15 protein-coding genes are annotated in these 18,047 nt (G+C 40.4%); 7 read left to right on the top strand and 8 right to left on the bottom strand.

Annotated features, from left to right (window positions below):
* Positions 1-2: 2 nt before the first annotated feature.
* Positions 3-1,148 carry an IscS subfamily cysteine desulfurase gene (locus tag GLW08_RS13745; protein ID WP_160849215.1) on the bottom strand — a complete coding sequence of 382 codons (1,146 nt, stop codon included), beginning with the start codon at positions 1,146-1,148 and terminating at the stop codon, positions 3-5.
* A gap of 101 nt (positions 1,149-1,249) precedes the next feature.
* Between GLW08_RS13745 and nadB the strand changes: the two genes are divergently transcribed.
* From nadB to nadA, 3 genes are read left to right on the top strand one after another with little or no spacing between them, the layout of a single operon-like run.
* Complete coding sequence (gene nadB, locus GLW08_RS13740) at positions 1,250-2,842, top strand: L-aspartate oxidase (protein WP_337193942.1); 1,593 nt, start codon at positions 1,250-1,252, stop codon at positions 2,840-2,842.
* On the top strand, positions 2,811-3,647 hold the full coding sequence (gene nadC, locus GLW08_RS13735) for a carboxylating nicotinate-nucleotide diphosphorylase (RefSeq protein ID WP_160849214.1): 837 nt from the start codon (positions 2,811-2,813) through the stop codon (positions 3,645-3,647). The genes nadB and nadC overlap by 32 nt, the downstream gene beginning before the upstream one ends.
* 12 nt (positions 3,648-3,659) lie before the next feature.
* The gene (gene nadA / locus GLW08_RS13730; RefSeq protein WP_160849213.1) at positions 3,660-4,766 is read left to right on the top strand and encodes a quinolinate synthase NadA; all 1,107 of its coding nucleotides are present in this window, start codon (positions 3,660-3,662) and stop codon (positions 4,764-4,766) included.
* A gap of 144 nt (positions 4,767-4,910) precedes the next feature.
* Here the strand turns inward: nadA and GLW08_RS13725 are convergent, their stop codons facing one another.
* The 6 genes from GLW08_RS13725 to treP all read right to left on the bottom strand — a co-directional run bounded on the left by GLW08_RS13725 (position 4,911) and on the right by treP (position 11,869).
* Entirely contained in the window at positions 4,911-5,513 is a 603-nt protein-coding gene (locus GLW08_RS13725) for a metal-dependent hydrolase (protein ID WP_160849212.1), read from the bottom strand.
* 367 nt (positions 5,514-5,880) lie between these two features.
* Positions 5,881-7,083 (bottom strand): methionine gamma-lyase, encoded by a 1,203-nt coding sequence (megL, locus tag GLW08_RS13720; protein WP_160849211.1) that lies wholly within the window; start codon positions 7,081-7,083, stop codon positions 5,881-5,883.
* Positions 7,084-7,196: 113 nt separating this feature from the next.
* Entirely contained in the window at positions 7,197-7,817 is a 621-nt protein-coding gene (locus GLW08_RS13715; RefSeq protein ID WP_160849210.1) for a LysE family translocator, read from the bottom strand.
* A 153-nt stretch (positions 7,818-7,970) separates the two neighbouring features.
* Positions 7,971-8,681, bottom strand: coding sequence for a trehalose operon repressor (gene treR, locus GLW08_RS13710; protein ID WP_160849209.1), 711 nt, complete (start codon positions 8,679-8,681; stop codon positions 7,971-7,973).
* Between the two features lie 20 nt (positions 8,682-8,701).
* The gene (gene treC / locus GLW08_RS13705; RefSeq protein WP_160849208.1) at positions 8,702-10,372 is read right to left on the bottom strand and encodes an alpha,alpha-phosphotrehalase; all 1,671 of its coding nucleotides are present in this window, start codon (positions 10,370-10,372) and stop codon (positions 8,702-8,704) included.
* A 93-nt stretch (positions 10,373-10,465) separates the two neighbouring features.
* A complete protein-coding gene (gene treP / locus GLW08_RS13700) occupies positions 10,466-11,869 on the bottom strand; it encodes a PTS system trehalose-specific EIIBC component (protein WP_160849207.1) in 1,404 nt (467 codons plus the stop codon).
* A 338-nt stretch (positions 11,870-12,207) separates the two neighbouring features.
* Between treP and rarD the strand changes: the two genes are divergently transcribed.
* The 3 genes from rarD to GLW08_RS13685 all read left to right on the top strand — a co-directional run bounded on the left by rarD (position 12,208) and on the right by GLW08_RS13685 (position 15,683).
* Positions 12,208-13,143 (top strand): EamA family transporter RarD, encoded by a 936-nt coding sequence (gene rarD / locus GLW08_RS13695; protein ID WP_160849206.1) that lies wholly within the window; start codon positions 12,208-12,210, stop codon positions 13,141-13,143.
* Positions 13,144-13,351: 208 nt separating this feature from the next.
* Positions 13,352-13,999, top strand: a complete 648-nt coding sequence (locus GLW08_RS13690) for a glycoside hydrolase domain-containing protein (RefSeq protein WP_160849205.1) — start codon at positions 13,352-13,354, stop codon at positions 13,997-13,999.
* A 163-nt stretch (positions 14,000-14,162) separates the two neighbouring features.
* Positions 14,163-15,683, top strand: a complete 1,521-nt coding sequence (locus GLW08_RS13685; protein ID WP_160849204.1) for an FAD-dependent oxidoreductase — start codon at positions 14,163-14,165, stop codon at positions 15,681-15,683.
* 283 nt (positions 15,684-15,966) lie between these two features.
* Here GLW08_RS13685 and GLW08_RS13680 read toward each other — a convergent pair whose 3' ends face one another.
* Positions 15,967-16,878 (bottom strand): phosphotransferase, encoded by a 912-nt coding sequence (locus GLW08_RS13680; protein WP_160849203.1) that lies wholly within the window; start codon positions 16,876-16,878, stop codon positions 15,967-15,969.
* A gap of 322 nt (positions 16,879-17,200) precedes the next feature.
* On the opposite strand from GLW08_RS13680, the gene GLW08_RS13675 reads away from it, so the two are divergent.
* Complete coding sequence (locus tag GLW08_RS13675) at positions 17,201-17,995, top strand: transporter substrate-binding domain-containing protein (RefSeq protein ID WP_160849202.1); 795 nt, start codon at positions 17,201-17,203, stop codon at positions 17,993-17,995.
* The last annotated feature ends 52 nt before the right edge of the window (positions 17,996-18,047 follow it).

Genomic DNA, 18,047 nt, shown 5'->3' with positions numbered 1-18,047 from the left:
AGTTATTGTAGCACAATTTGATGGCGCTCTTCGATAGTTTGTATAAGGGTATTCGCTAATTGTTTCACTTCCTCTTTCGTATGATCTTTTCCAAATGAGATCCGTATGAACGTCTTGGCTTTTTCTTTGCTTTTATTCATAGCCATTAAAGTTGGAGAAGGAGCCTGATTTCCTACCTGGCAAGCACTTCCCGTGGAGAATGCAAATCCTCGTCGATTTCCTTCAAGCATCATCCATTGCCCTTCGATATGTGTTACACATAATCCAACAATTGCATGGATTCGCTCTGACTGATCCGGGATAACCCAATCAATATAGGAATCAACCGTATTCATCGTGTCGACAAACGTATCATGCAATTCTTTATAATGATGGATATGTGCAGATAAATGCTGTACTATTTTTTGGGAGGCTACTGTAAAACCAACAACTGCAGGTGTATTCACCGTACCAGCTCTTACGCCTTTTTCATGACTCCCATTTGGTAGAAAAGGTTGAAACGTTAAGCTCGGGCGGATGTATAGAGCACCTATTCCCTTAGGTCCATATACTTTATGACTGGAAATGGCATAGCTATCGACTTGAGGCACGGCTTTCGTCACATCCATTTTTCCAAATGACTGAACGCCATCCACATGGAGTAATACTCCCCATTCGTTGCAAAGAGTAGCAATGTCCTGAATAGGCTGAATCGTTCCTAGCTCTGGGTTCACATGTTGAATGGCTACACATGCTGTATCCTCAGTGAGCTCATTCTCTAATTCTTCTATATCTATAATTCCCTCTTGCGTAAATGGGATTCGACTTATTCGATAGCCCTCTTCTTCCAGTTTTAGAGAACAATGTTCAATAGAAGCATGTTCGGCATCAGATGTAATGATATGATTTCGCTTTTTGTTGGAGCTGATTAACGCTTGTATGCCTAAAAAATTACTCTCTGTCCCTCCTGACGTAAAATAAATCCCTTTTGCTTCTACTCCTAATAAATCACCAAATGTATTCCGACATTCCTCAAGCAACGTTTCTGCCTGACTCCCTGTATCATGTAAACTTTGTGTATTTCCAAAATAGGAAGTCGCCGCTTTGTTGTATGCTTGCAACGCCTCTTCGTCCATTGGACATGTAGCTGCATAATCAAAATACATCATGTACTCGCCTCTTCCTTACAATTTTTCGCACAAAATACTTGTCATTAGTTTAATTCTATGTAAATATAAGTGTCAAGACACCTGTTAATTCAGGAGGTTACATGATGCAAAAGACAGACGTTGTCATAATTGGTAGTGGGGTTGCGTCACTACAGCTTGCGAGCAAGCTTTCTAAGCATTTAAATGTGATTGTTCTCACAAAGTCTAGCCTTCAACATGGAAACTCTTCCTTAGCACAAGGCGGAATTGCTGCAGCTATCGGCTTGGATGATGACCCTTACCAACATTACTTAGATACATTAGAAGCTGGAAGATATAGCAACAACCATCAAGCAGTTCAATCATTAACGGAAGAAGCCCCAGAAATTATTGAAGAGCTTTTACAACAAGGGTGTGAATTTGACCTTACCGAAGATGGTACCCCTTCGTTAGGTATGGAGGGCTCACACCGGCACCACCGTATTGTTCACGGTGGAGGTGATCAGACGGGGAAGCGAATAGTCGATTATTTAATTCAACAAACTGGAGAAAACATTACCGTGATTGAAGATTTTTTGGTTTACGAGTTACTGGTCGATCCCTCTTCCAATACTTGCTATGGTGTAAAAGGAAAAGATAGTGCGGGTGATATTCAAACCTTTATAGCTAATCACATCGTCCTCTCCACTGGCGGTTGTGGGCAGGTATATTCATTGACCTCAAATGCGTCAACCGTAACTGGAGACGGAATAGCGCTTGCTTATAAAGCTGGAGCAACAGTGATGGATATGGAATTTGTGCAGTTTCACCCCACTCTCCTTTATTTAAATGGGGAAACAAAAGGATTGGTTTCAGAAGCCGTAAGGGGCGAGGGTGCCAAACTAGTCAATGAACATGGTGAACAGATCATGAAGGGCGTTCATCCCTTACAAGATCTCGGACCTCGTCATGTTGTATCTCAAACCATTTACGACTATATTCAACAAGGTCATACCGTTTATCTAGACATCCGCTCCATTCCAAACTTCCAGAAACGATTTCCTGGTATTACGAGCTTATGTGAGTCAAATGGAGTGGTGATTGCTGATGGGTTTATTCCTGTTGCACCTGGGTGTCACTTTTTAATGGGTGGCATTCAGACGAATGAAATGGGAAAAACCTCCATCCACGGACTATACGCTATTGGAGAAACAGCATGTACTGGGATTCATGGGGCAAACAGGCTAGCAAGCAATTCATTACTTGAAGGGCTTGTCTATGGGAAACGTTTAGCTAATTACATTAATCAGCAGCCAAGAAGATTCTATCATTCTATCCCAACTCACTTAATACAAGCTCAGCCTAGTGAACATACTTTTTCACCTCTTCCATCCATTACCCAAATACAAGAAAAGATGATGAGGCACACAGGTATTGTTCGAGAAAAAAACTCCTTAAACGAACAAATCAAATGGCTTGAATCATATTCCCTAAAACATTTATTGCAAGCAAACTATAACGCCCTTTCCAAAGAGCAAATTACAACTATTTTTATGCTCATCACATCTTGGCTGGTGACGTCCTCTTCCTTAACACGCGAAGAAAGCCGTGGAGGACATTTTAGAAATGATTTTCCAGTTGAAAAGAAAGAATGGGAGACCAAGCATATCTTCCACCAGAAACAATACAAAAAGGGTGACATATATGAACAAAATCAAGCTACGGCAATTAATTGAACAATTTTACCTTGAAGATATAGGGGAAGGCGATCAAACAAGTAACCTTCTTTTTGAGTCAACCACAAGAGGCAAAGTTCATTTCATTGCCAAAGAAACAGGTATTTTTTGCGGAACGGATGTCATTGAAATAGGCTATGAGCTTTTAACGAAAGACAACGCGGTCCATATCTTTATACAAGATGGTGATCAAGTTGAAGAGGGCCAGATAATCGCGACAGTGGAAGGTCCGATGTCCACGCTGTTAACAGGTGAACGCGTTATCTTAAACGTCATCCAAAGAATGAGTGGGGTAGCTACGATTACGAAACAAGCAGTACTCCTACTCGATAGCCCATACACGAGAATTTGTGATACCAGAAAAACAACCCCTGGTCTTCGAATGCTTGAAAAATATGCGGTCCGAATGGGTGGTGGCTTTAATCATCGAAACGGGCTATATGATGCTGTCATGATTAAGGATAATCATATTGCGTTTGCAGGTTCGATTACCAAAGCTGTCGCTTCATTACGTGAACAGTTGGGACATATGATCAAAATTGAAGTCGAAACGGAAACAGAGGAGCAGGTCCGAGAAGCAGTCGAAGCAGGAGTTGATTGCATCATGTTCGATAATCGTACACCTGACGAAATCGAAAAATTTGATAAGCTCGTTCCCATTTCCATAACGACAGAAGCTTCTGGCGGTATTAATCTAGCAAACTTGCATACCTATCGCCACACAGGTGTTAATTATATATCACTTGGGTGTTTAACCCATTCAGCAACAGCCCTTGATATTAGTGTCAGAGTTGAAATGCAATAAGGAGGGATTATAGTGAATATTTTTGAAGCAGTTGAACAGAAGACCCCGATGCTTCCGGAACAGTATAAACAAGCTAGTAGAGAGAATTTGGAGCAACGCGTACGTGAGGTGAAAGAACGGATGGGGTCACGCCTTTATCTACCTGGCCATCACTATCAAAAAGATGAAGTGATTCAATTTGCTGACAATCGCGGAGACTCATTGAAGTTGGCTCAGTTATCCGCAGACAATCACCAAGCCGAGGCGATTGTTTTTTGTGGGGTTCACTTCATGGCTGAAACGGCAGACATATTAACGAAACCAGAACAGAAAGTGTATCTACCAGACATGCGCGCAGGTTGTTCCATGGCTGACATGGCTAACATTGATCAAACGGAAAAAGCATGGCAAAAGCTTATGGACCTATTTGATGATACGATCATGCCGCTCACCTACGTGAACTCTACAGCTGCTATTAAAGCATTTGTTGGAAAAAACGATGGTGCTACCGTTACCTCCTCCAATGCAGCACGTATGGTTAGCTGGGCATTCACACAAAAAGAACGGATTTTATTTTTACCTGATCAGCACCTTGGAAGGAACACAGCTTATAACCTAGGTATTCCATTAGAACAAATGGCCGTTTGGGATCCGATTATGAATGAGCTGATCTATGAAGGAAACATGGAGGATATCAAAGTAATTCTATGGAAAGGGCATTGTTCTGTACATGAGAATTTTACGGTTCAAAATGTCCACCAATTACGTGAAAAATCCCCTGAAATGAAGATTATCGTGCACCCTGAATGTCGTAGAGAAGTGGTGAAGTTATCTGATGATGCAGGGTCAACCAATCACATTATCCATACTATTACGAACGCTCCTGCCGGCTCATCATGGGCCATTGGTACAGAAATGAATCTAGTGAACCGAATTATTCAAGAGCATCCTGATAAACACATTATTTCTCTTAATCCGAATATGTGTCCGTGCCTCACCATGAACCGCATTGATTTACCTCACCTTGCCTGGTGTTTAGAGTCCATTGAAAAAGGTGAACCGCATAATGTCATTAAGGTAGAGGCGAAAATTGCTCAAGATGCCAAGAAAGCCTTGGATCGTATGCTGGAAAGAGCATAGAGGCTCATGGGGGATCGTTTCACATGAAAAGTACCTCGCCTTAATCACATCACCAAGGAGAGGTTGGAATGACTTAAGAGCACACGTTAGGTAGATACCCCATATCAACAACAGGCTTACCCAATTGGGTAAGCCTGTTTGATATTAGCCGAGTACATTTTTCGATAGAATAACAATGTTTAAGACCACTAGTGCCGCTGTTATACTTACCTCAATCGGTGAGCCAGTACGAAATGTATAAAAGAACTTTACATGCTTTCGACTTATTGGATAGAAAAGCGGAATCCCTCTTTTGGTTAGAAAATCTCCAAATAAATGCGATACGATACCTGTTAAGAAACCAACTAAATAAAAAAGAGGAATCGCTATATATGTATGAAGCAGAAAGCTATACGCCCCCATCAAGGCAAGAAACGCGATGGAATGGGTGAACTTGCGGTGCCCGGAATACACAAACAACAAAGGGGACAATATCATCAGTAAAAACTGAGCAGACCTCGAAAATCCCGGTGTCAATATCTCCACTCCAACGAGGCAAATGACAAACATGAACCCCCAACGCTCAAAAGGCCCACCTAACTTGGACTTTGGTGTATCGATATCCGGTATGAGCGATCCAATAATGACCGCTGCAAAAAATAAAATCGTAGAAAACAGTTGGTCCGGTATGTACCCTACACTATTGTATATCGTAATAGCACCCATCCCCCACGTAAAGCCCATCACCTGATGACTTGTAGCAACCATATGAATCCTCCTTCTCTCGCTGAACTATCTACGGTGCTGAATGGTTACAAATACCAATAGTACGCTACTATAGGCCTTTTGTTCAATAGGATAATTGAGTGAACTTTTTATGGGGTTATGAGAGAATAATTTTGTTAAAGCGTATAAGTATAAGGAAAGGCAAGCGCCCGTCATTCAGCGACGTATATGTTACGGCCTACACGACGTGGTTTGGTTCTGCTGCACGATCAGCGGGTGTAATAGAGTCTCCTCCACCCCAGAACTTCTCCTGAATCCGTAGGAGATAAAGGAAACACATGTAAGCCCCAAATGTTGTACTTTTTTCTCATAAAAAAACCTTCCCTATCAAGGAAGGCTAATGTCAGCTTTATTTTTGTATATTAGCAGAGGTGACCTGATCTAGTGCATACTTCAGGTCCTCCCATATATCCTCCCAAGCTTCTAGTCCCACTGACAAACGGACCAGCTGGTCGGTGATGCCCATACGTCTTCTCGTTTCTTCCGGTACGACCGAATGCGTCATGGTCGCTGGGTGTTGGATTAGCGTCTCTGTATCGCCTAAACTCACAGCCGTTTTAATAAAACGAAGTTGATTGAGGATATACTGAGCCTCCTCCTTCCCTCCTTTTATTTCAAAGGAAATGAGACCCCCACCTTGCTTCATTTGTTTTTTCATAATGTCATAGTCAGGATTTGTAGCATCACCCGGGAAATAAACCTTATCCACCGCAGAGTGATCTTTTAAATAGGCAACGATTTTTTCTGCATTCTGACAATGACGATCTAGGCGGACAGGAAGTGTTTTTAGGCCCCTTAGCAATAGCCAGGCATCAAACGGTGAGATGATTCCTCCTATATCCTTTTGCGTTGTCATCGCCACCTCTTGAATGAATTCCTGTTTTCCAACAAGCAAGCCAGCAACGACATCTCCGTGACCCCCAATATACTTCGTAGCGCTATGCAACACAACGTCACAGCCTTTAGTTAAGGGCTTTTGTAAATACGGCGAACAGAACGTATTGTCGACAACGACAGGAATATTGTACTCCTTCGCAACAGTGGAAACGAGCTCTAAATCAATTAAATCCATTGTCGGATTAATTGGTGTCTCAATATAAATACAGGAGGTTTCTGGTTTAATTAGGGAACGAATTTGTTCAGCTGTCTTCATATCACTGAAATCTGTTTGGATATTATATTTTTCCTCAAGCATCGTTAATAAGCCAAACGTACAGCCATACACCCCTCGCGAACAAAGGATATGGTCATTTGCTTTTGTTAAGGCGATTAAAACAGCCGATACAGCCGCCATACCAGAACCAAAAGCTAGACCAGCCTCCCCTTCCTCAAGCTGAGCGATACGATCTTCCAACGCTTTCACTGTTGGATTACCTAGACGGGAGTAAATATATCCATCTTCCTTACCCGCAAAACGCATCTCCCCCTGCTCGGCACTATCAAACGTAAAGGTAGATGTTTGGAATAGAGGTGTTGTTAAACTCCCTAAGAAATCTTTTGAATCATAACCTCCATGAATCACCTTTGTTTCAAAACCATGCTCTTTCTTCATCCTATATCCCCCTCTTACTTAGATGAATCCTTTACTATTATCATATGGGAAGATAGCTATAAATGAAAGCGTTTTCTAACGAAAGGGTGCCACACACTCACCACGTTTGTGTATTAAATAGCGAGCTTCACACCAATCACGCCTAATAGAACTCCTTTAATTATGTTGATTCGTTTTTCTATCGCTGGGTATCGCTCAAGCCATACACGAACTTTTTCCGCAAAAAAACTTATGATTGCAAAGATGACAAATGCTTGTAGTAAAAATACAATTCCCATCAAAATCATTTGGATAGGAACCGCCCACGCTCCGCGAGTAGAGTCGATAAATTGCGGAAATAAAGCTAGGAAAAACAGGGAGACTTTAGGGTTCAATACATTCATTAATATACCGCGTTTGTAAAGCTTACTATAGCTTAGTTTAGGCTTTGAACCTATTTCAAATGATGTTTTGCCTTCACGAAAGGCACTCCAAGCTAAGTATAATAAGTATATGGCTCCAGCGTATTTCACAATCATAAACGCAAAACTAGACTGATAGATAATAGCCGAGATACCTGCTGCAGCTGCTGTAGTATGTACGAAAATTCCAGTACACAATCCAAGTGTGGTCATGATACCTGCTTTTTTATTTTGAGAAATGCTTTGAGCGAGCACAAATAAATTATCTGGCCCTGGCATTAGAGTAAGCACAACTGCTGCACCTAGAAATGATAGTAATAATGTAACACTCATTTTTCCCCCTCCTTTTCTTCTGTTTGTTTATCATGATTTTACTACGGTTTACGGAAAAGAAAAACCTAAATGAATAAACCCCTTTAGCTCATTAACGAAGTAAGGTGCGATGCCTTAAAAAACCCCTCTGACCACGTGGCCAGGGGGGGACATCTACCTTCTTGCAAAATCCACAAATCGGAATTTGTCTGGGCGGTGGCGGGATTCTGTGTATTGAAAAAGGGTAGTATCATCGAGGTACACAAAGTTTTTGATAACGACTACATTAGGATAATCTTTTAAGTCAAGGCAGCGCTCGTCTTCATTGGTAGGCTCTTCTACTGTGATCTCTTTCTTAGCAAAGCTTATCTTGAGCTCTAACTCTTGTTCCAAATATGCGTAAATGGACTCCTCGCAAATGCTCTTCGTTAGCTTTGGTACTTGGCTATAGAGAATATAATCTTTATCCAAGATAATTTTCTCTCCTTGAAAGGAACGGGAGCGTGTCACATGCCAGATTAAATCCTCATCATCTAGTTCCATTGCGGAACGAATGTGCTCTTCAGGACTTGATAAGGAGAGCTCATGTACCTCGGTAACAGGTGGTTCTCCCATATCATCAGCAAGTTCCTTAAAGCTAACGAGTCCGGAGACAGGGAAATCAAACTTTTTAATATCTAGTACAATAGAGCCTTTTCCCCGTACCTTTTGAATATATCCATGCTGAGACAACCGATTCAACGCCTTACGAATGGTTTCTCGTGACGTTTCGTACGTTTGAGAGAGTTCATTTTCCGAGGGAAGCTTCTCTCCTACTTTATAGACCTCTTTTTTTATTTTTTCGACAATGTCCTGATAAATGGACATAAATTTGTTTTGTTGCATGACACCATCACTCTTTTACTTTACTTAGTTAAATGAAAGACAACAGACTCATACGGACGAAGAGTGATGTGATGAACGTCTCCTTGCGTATCTTGATAATTGGTTAATAGGACGTTACTAGTGAACCCTTCTACATCAATACCTTCTGGTAACGTAAAGGTTGTTTCATTCGCGTAAAAGTTATTCACGACAACAAGCTTTTCACCTTCACCATGGCGAACATAAGCAAAGATTTCATCATCATCTTCGAGTATGAGTTCATACTCTCCATGTGTCATAATATCATACTGCTTGCGTAGTTGAATAAGGTGCTGATAATGATAAAAAATGGATGTTTCATCTTCTAATGCAGCCTCAGCGTTCACTTGTTCATAGTTAGACGCAACAGGTATCCATGGAATATTTTCTGTAAATCCAGCCTGTCTTCCAGCTGTCCATTGCATTGGTGTACGAGAGTTGTCTCGTGATTTTTGACCTAAAATGGCTAGGATTTCTTCTTCATCTTTTCCTTGTTCTTGAAGAATCTTATACGTATTAAGGGCCTCCACATCACGATAGTGCTCAATGGAATCAAATTTTGGATTAGTCATACCAAACTCTTCCCCTTGATAAATATAAGGAGTGCCTCGCATCAAATGAATTGTTGTTGCAAGCATTTTAGCAGACTCTTTATGGTACTCTTCATCATTCCCAAAACGTGATACAACGCGTGGTTGATCGTGGTTACACCAGAATAGAGCATTCCAGCCGCCACCTTGCTGCATCCCAACTTGCCATTCAGATAGAATCTGCTTCAGCTGTTGAAAATCAAAGTCGGCAACTGTCCATTTTTCTCCATTAGGGTAATCGACCTTTAGATGGTGGAAGCTAAATGTCATATCTAGCTCTTCCCGTTCAGGGTTTGTGTATTTCACACAGTTATCGATTGTGGTAGAAGACATCTCCCCTACTGTCATCATTTCGTATTTGGAGAAGACTTCCTGATTCATTTCATGCATGAATTCATGCACACGAGGACCGTCTGTGTAATACTTACGACCATCGCCTTCGTAGTCATTAGGAAATGCCTGATTTTTGGAAATTAAATTAATAACATCCAAGCGGAATCCATCTACACCTTTTTGTAGCCAAAAATGCATCATGTCGTAGACACTATTACGAACAGCTTCATTCTCCCAATTTAGGTCAGCCTGAGTCACATCGAATAGATGAAGATAGTATTGGCCTGTGCCTTCATCGTAAGCCCATGCATTTCCTCCGAACTTAGACTGCCAGTTCGTTGGTTCAGCACCATCAACTGGATCTTTCCAAATATAATAGTCACGATATGGATTGTCTTTTGATTGAATGGATTGCTGGAACCATTCATGCTCAGTAGATGTATGATTGACAACAATGTCCATAATAATGCGGATGTTACGTTTGTGAGCTTGTTCTAGCAGACGGTCAAAGTCCTCCATCGTGCCATACTCTTCATGAATATCAAAATAATCGCTAATGTCATACCCATTGTCACGTTGAGGAGATTTATAGATTGGAGTTAGCCAAATCACATCAACTCCCAATTGATCGAGGTAATCAAGTTTTTCAATAACACCTTGAATGTCCCCCGTTCCATTTCCAGTCGTGTCATTAAAGCTTTTAGGATAGATTTGATAAACAACAGAATTTTTCCACCATGGTTGTGTCATGTCTGCACCGTCCTTTGAAGTTATTTAGAACGAGCAAATAGCAACCAATAAAGCAAGGTTGCTATTTCACTCGTGTTTGTTTACTCATATTTTTTATACTTTACGTCCTTTAGCAATCAAGTACGTAGCTGCGAATGGTAATACAATTACAATCGCCATTCCAACCAAGAAGAATAACCAATCTTCAGGAAGAATAGAGAAAATTCCTGGAACGCCACCTACACCGATAGAAGAGGCTTGTACGTTTTGCACCGTAATGATTAGAGCTGCAACAGCTGAAGATACTAGCGCTGCAATGAATGGAAACTTATAACGTAAGTTCACCCCGAATAAGGCAGGCTCTGTAATTCCTAACCACGCTGACACACCAGATGAACCAGCTAGTCCTCGTAGTTTTTCATCCTTCGTAGCTACCATCATACCAAGTGCAGCCGATCCTTGAGAGATGTTGGATAGTGCTAGAATTGGCCATAAGAACGTTGTACCTGTGTTACCGATAAGCTGAATATCGACAGCTAAGAATGTATGGTGCATACCTGTGATAACCATTACTGGATATAGAGCACCGTAAATTAAACCACCAAGTGCTGCAAAGTTTTCGAAGATCGAAACAAGTCCATCAGTAATCAAGTTACCTAGCCCAAACATAAGTGGTCCGATTGCAATAAACGTAATAAAACCTGTCACTAGTAGTGCAACTGGTCCAACGATAAGTAACTGAATAGAGTCTGGAATACGCTGACGTAAAAACACATCAATTTTAGCTAATATATACGAAGCAAATAGGACGGGTAGTACTTGTCCTTGATAACCTATCTTTTCAACTTCTAATCCAAATAAATTCCATTTCGGAACAGAACCTTCTTTTACTGCTTCACCATATGACCATGCGTTTAATAAATCTGGGTGAACAAGCATTAAACCAAGTACGATACCAAGTAGTGGATTACCACCGAATTTCTTAACCGCAGACCAACCTATCAATCCGGGTAAAAACACGAAGGCTGTATTCGCTATTAGGTTAATAATATTCGCCAGGTCACTCCATTGTGGGTACACATCAATCAGGGACTTCTCATCAAAGAAAATGCCCGTCCCGGAGAAGATATTGTAGATACCCATAAGCAAACCAGCTGTAACGATGGCAGGTAAAATTGGAATAAAGATATCTGCCAATGTTTTAATGGCACGCTGCAGTGGATTCATTTTCTCGGAAGAAGCTGCTTTCACATCATCTTTCGTAGCTTCTCCAACTCCAAGCTCATTTAACTCTTTATACATCTTCTCAACAGTTCCTTGTCCAATCACAATTTGGAATTGTCCATTTGTTGAGAAAGAACCTTTAACTGACTCTATGCTTTCTAGTTTTTCTTGATCGACTTTACTCTCATCATGTAAAGATAACCGTAGTCGCGTTACACAGTGAGTTGCAGCCGCAATATTCTCCTGACCACCGATGGCCTCAAGAATTTGTTTCGCATCTTTTTTCAAATCCATGATGTACCCTCTCCCTGCATGAAATTTTGTCTCGTAAAGTAAAGGACATAAAAGGTTGTCTAGCTCCAGTACCCGCACCTACAGCGAGTTGAGCAAAGCACTTGAGCTTTTTTCACCAAAAATAAAGCGTTTTCCTATCATCTTGTATATACATGATATCGCATTCATTTCATTTTGTATATACAAGTACTCGTTTTCATAATTTTTATTCTATTTTTTGAAATACCCTCCGTTAGAATCTAAAACGAATTTTATTTCGAATGATTCACCTTTCTGTAACCATCTTCCATGTTTTATACTAATAAAGTGGGAAACGGAAGATAGAAATGAGGGATTGTATGTCTGAAAATGAACAAAAAGTTGGTATTATCTATACCCTTAGCGCCTACACCCTTTGGGGGATTTTACCTCTTTACTGGAAGCTAGTGCAGGAGGTTCCCGCTGGTGAAATATTAGCTCATCGAATTATTTGGTCCTTTCTTTTTATGATGGCCATTGTGTTCGTTACGAAAAATGGGAAAGCCTTTCTTCATGAGGCGATTCACCTTATACAACATAAAAAGAGACTAGTTGGAATAACACTCGCTTCCATCACAATTAGCATTAATTGGCTGACCTACATTTGGGCTGTGAACGCCAATCATGTTGTAGAAGTTAGCTTAGGATATTACATTAATCCACTTGTCAGCATTTTGCTTGGCATGGTGATTTTGAAAGAGCGGCTCACACCTTGGCAAATCGTATCATTCCTTCTAGCAATGATAGGTGTCATGAATTTAATTATTCATTTTCATCAAGTACCTTGGATAGCTTTGATTTTAGCTTTAAGCTTTGGAGCCTATGGATTATTAAAAAAACAAATCCAGCTCAGTTCTATGTTTGGTTTAACAATTGAAACATTGATGATTACGCCTATCGCAATTTTGTATATAACCCAGAGCAACTTAGCAGGATCGGGATCGTTTACCATCTCTCCTCTCGTCACATCGTTATTGGTGGGCGCTGGAGTAGCAACAGCAATACCATTGTTGTTTTTTGCAAGCGGAGCGAGAAGAATTCCTCTTTCCATGGTCGGATTTCTTCAATATGTGGCTCCTACAATAATGCTGTTACTTGGTGTATTTCTATATAACGAGCCCTTTACAAAGACGCACTTCATTTCATTTACATTTATTTGGGCTGCTTTATTCTTATATAGCCTCTCTCGAACCAAATGGTTTGTCCATATCGAACACAAATTGTTCCCAAACAGAAAAGCACAAGCGCCCGGATAGCGACGTGTATGGTGGACGGAACCTCAGTAAGATAAAGGAAACACGGAGATCTATGAATCAAAACGTGCCCTCCTTTGCTTATTTGAGAACAATCCAGTCGTCAACATTTATCAACTTCCCGTTATTGTTTGAAAGAAACATTGTCACCTTGCCTATTTTTGAATATACATGTAACGAGTCGATTCATTATAGGAAAGGGTGTACGAGAATGGGATACGTTTGGGGAGTGGACTCTGCTCAAGAGGTTACGAAAGAGCTTTATGACTGTGTGTTAAAGAACTTTGGAAAACCTGAATATTGGGGAAGATACTTAACGACTGTACCAAATACTTCCGAAGGATTAACCTCAAAGGAAATTAGCTTATTGCATAATAGCGGTACTAAAGTTATGCCGATTTATAACAATTTCAAGTCTGCGACTGGATATCGAAAAGGGAAAGTAACAGCTCAAAATGCAACATTTCACGCACAACGATTAAAATTCCCAAAAGGTCGTGTTCTGTTTGCACATGTGGAGAAGGCTTTCAATGTAGACGAATCTTGGATACGAGGCTATGTGGATGGACTGTATAATACAGATTACAAGCCTGGTTTCTACATTGACCCTGTAAACGGACCATTCAGTAGTGCTTATTGTAAGGCCGTATCGAAGGATAGCAGGGTTTCCAATCAATCCGTATTATGGAGTGCCCAACCCGAACGAGGAGTATCAAAGGCACGGAAAGCACCGAAATTTAATCCGGCCAAACCAAAATGCAAATCAAACGTGTGGGGATGGCAGTACGGTCAAAATGCAAAAAACTGTCCGATAGATACAAATGTGATTGATGACAGACTTTATAATATGCTTTGGTAGTTTAATTAATTAGATGTGTGACCCCTTTTCGTTGCATGCACATATGCTTTATATAAAACGAGTAGAGACAGACTTCTACTTATGTCTGTACTTTACTCGTATAACTCTTCCCAAAATAAGACAAAATAAAGAGAAGAAGTCTTAAACGAGGAGAAGGTTTTTTATGAACGCAGAACACAATGGGATCATACCTACAAGTTATTGGATTAAAGACACACACCTACCTGATTTTCCGTCTTTATCTAAGGATATTACGGTTGATGTAGGAGTTGTTGGTGGTGGTATTACAGGAATAACAACAGCTTATCTATTAGCGAAAGAAGGTTATAAAGTAGCTATACTTGAAGCGGATGAGCTTGTTAAAGGAACAACAGGACACACAACAGCAAAAATCACAGCCCAACACGATATTATTTATCATGAACTGTTGCAGCATCTAGGAAAAGAAAAAGCTCGACAGTATTACAAGTCTAACTCTGAAGCTCTCACTTTTATTAAACAATTAGTAGAGGAGAATCAAATCGATTGTGATTTCGCAGACGAAGATGCTTTCATTTATGCGAACACAGATAAAGGCGTAAAAGATATTGAGAAAGAAGCTGAAGCTTATAAGGAACTTGGTATTGCAGGTGGAAATGTAGATAAATTGCCTATTGATATATATATAAAAGCTGGGATTGTTATGGAAAAACAAGCACAGTTCCACCCATTACGGTACCTATCCTTCCTTATCGATCAGTTAAAAAAGATGGATGTTCAGATATACGAACATACTGTTGCCAATGATGTGGAAGAAGGAGAACATCCAACCATCGTGACAAAAGCAGGGTCTCGCATCACATGTTCTTCCATTGTTTCGTGCTCCCATTTTCCATTCTATGATGGCAAAGCATTGTACTTTAGTCGAATGTATGCTGAACGATCCTATATTATAGGCGTTAAAACAAAAACACCCGTTACTGAGGGGATGTATTTAAGTGCAGATGAGCCTAAACGGTCCATTCGGACAGCTACAGCTGATGGTGATTCAATCTTACTCATAGGGGGAGAAAGTCATAAAACTGGGCAAGGTGGACATACCTCTAATCACTTTGATGCATTACAACAATTTGCAGATGAGCACTTCACAGTTGACCAGACCTTGTATCAATGGGGAGCCCAAGACCTGATAACCTTAGATAAAGTCCCTTATATCGGTCGATTAACTTCTAGCCATGACAATATCTATGTGGCTACAGGGTATCGAAAATGGGGAATGACAAATGGAACAGCAGCAGCAATACTTATTTCTAACCTAATTAAAGGAAAAAAATCTTTGTACGAAGATCTCTACACCCCATCGCGTTTTCTGGCAGATCCCAGCATAAAACATTTTCTCAAAGAGAATCTAAATGTTGCGAAAGAATTCGTGAAAGGGAAAGTACAAGCCCCACAGAAAAAAGTCGAGGATTTACAAAACAATGAGGGCGATATAGTCTTTTATGATAATCAACGAGCAGGAGCATATAAAAATGACGAAGGTAGCGTTCATGTCGTCGATACCACCTGTACCCATTTAGGCTGTGAAGTAGAATGGAATAACGGCGAAAAGACATGGGACTGCCCATGCCACGGTTCAAGATTCTCCGTAACAGGAGAAGTCCTAGAAGGCCCAGCAGATCAACCTTTAAAGAAACTACTATAGAAAGGCGCAAGCGCCTGGTTAGCGACGTTTATGCTGCGGCCTACACGATGTAGGTTGGTTCGGTGTTGCTGCGTGGCACAGCGATTATAATCGAACTCCCCCTGTTTCCGTAGGAGATAAAGGAAACACGAAGAACGAATTGATTCGATATTAATAATTTATCGACCGGAGGTGAGGGGGGGAGCATACTAGGCGCTCGGCGCTGGAGCTAAACATGTTATGAGCCAAAATGTACACTTTCTTCACTTATGAAAAGCCAGCTAACAGTTTGTTAGCTGGCTTTTCAGTCTATAACACGTTCTATTGCATCACCAGCAACCTGAACAAGGGTATGATCTTGTAAATCATGACCATACAACAGTTGAATAACAGACACGTAAACACCAAAAAACCTTGCCAATATATGCGTATGTTCATGGACTTCACCATATATTGAAAAAAAAGTTTCACGAGCATGCTTTGGGAAAAAGGTATAAACAAAAGCTAAATCGATAGCCGGATGGCCAATATGTGTGTCACCCCAATCAATAATCCCATTCAAGATCCCATCTTCATCGACCAGGACATTTCTTATATGCAAATCTCCATGAACCAGAGTCCCCCGTTCAAATTCCTTTCCTTCTACCTTTTCTATCTCTTGTAGAAACGATGACATATTCTCATCCTTTGATAACAAACCAATTTCGTAGGCTTTCTCAAGATTCTTTAAAAGTTTAGGCTTCCTTCTGGCAATATTCAATCGTTCAATTGGATCTAGAGGAACTCCGCATTGTTGAGCCCAATCCTTAGGAATAGAGTGTAACTTTTTCAAAAACTCAGCGATTAAGGTTACAGACTCGGCTCTTACATGATTTTGTACTTCTCCTGGGACATCTCCTTTTATAAATGGATATCCTAGATAAAGCCACGGATATCCTAGATCAGGTTGGCCAAACATGATAGGCGTAGGGATGGATATAGGCATTTGTTTAGCCAATTTAGGCAGGAGCCCTTTCTCTATTTTTAATAAATCTTCAGCGATTTGCTTCCTGGGGAATCGGAAAATATATGTATCGTTCACTTCAAATACGGTATTATCGAACCCCTCCCCTATTTGTTGGATCGAGACAGGGTGAAGGTCTAGAAACTGTTTCTCTATAAGCTGAATCGCTTTTGGAGAAGATATCACAACTTCTGGAGTCCAATCAGCACACATCAAAAAACCTCCTATTTATTCATGCTCCCCTCAAAGATATGTAGACAATATTATAATTCATTTTCACTAAAAAAGCAGGTGAAGGGTTATCGCCAATCTTTTTACTAAAAATGAGCCCCCTCCTACAAATTATGCATATTAACTAGCAAACAGAATCTATCAAGAGTTTTTAATAGGAAAATAGTGTTAATCGGTTATTTTTCAGAATTTTTGAAAATAAACCGAGCTAGATAGCCCTATTTCGAATTTAAAATTTTCTGATAACTATGGGATAATATTTATTATGATACAGACAAACCATTAATTGGAAGGGGACAATTACATGAAGAAGGTATTTACGCTTGTTATTGCACTTTTATCCTTTTCATTACTAGTAGCGTGTGGCACTAGTGGTGATTCAGCCAGCGGAGAAGGCGGAGAAGGCGGAGAAGGCGGAGAAAAAGAAACCTATACTGTGGCAACAGATGCTAACTTTAAACCATTTGAATTCAAAGACCCTGAAACAGGTGAAATGAAAGGCTTCGATATTGAACTGATGAAAGCCATTGCGGATGAGGCTGGTTTTAACGTTGAGTTCAAATCCATGCAATTTGATGGCCTTATTACGGGAATGCAATCTGGACGTTTCCCATTAGCGATTGCTGGTATCTCCATTACGGAAGAACGTAAAGAATCAATCGCTTTCTCTGATCCATACTACGATTCTGGTGTTGTTTTAATGGTAAACAAGGATAACTCCGATATTCAGTCTATTGACGACGTGGATGGTGTAACAGTTGGTACCAAAACAGGTTCAACGAGTGAAAGTTACTTAACGCAAAATACAGATGCTGAAGTAAAGGCATTCCCAGATATCATTAATGCATACATGGACGTAAAAACAGGGCGTCTCGATGCAGCTCTTTATGATTTACCCAATGTCAAATACTACATCAAACAAAGTGGTGAAGGTAAGTTAAAAACAGTTGGTGACGTACTTGAAGCCCAATCTTATGGTATTGCGTTACCGAAAGAATCTGAGCTAGTAGATGACGTTAATAAAGCGTTACAAGCAGTAAAAGATAATGGAACCTATGACGAAATCTATGAAAAATACTTTGGTTCCAAACCAGAGTAAGATCTACTCATATACTTCTTAGATTACCTCTCTATGGGCAAAGAGCGTAACA

This window comes from Pontibacillus yanchengensis, from assembly GCF_009856295.1.
GTDB lineage: Bacteria > Bacillota > Bacilli > Bacillales > BH030062 > Pontibacillus > Pontibacillus yanchengensis_A.
The sequence above is the reverse complement of the archived record's forward strand: the minus strand, read 5'-3'. Positions and strand labels throughout refer to the sequence as shown.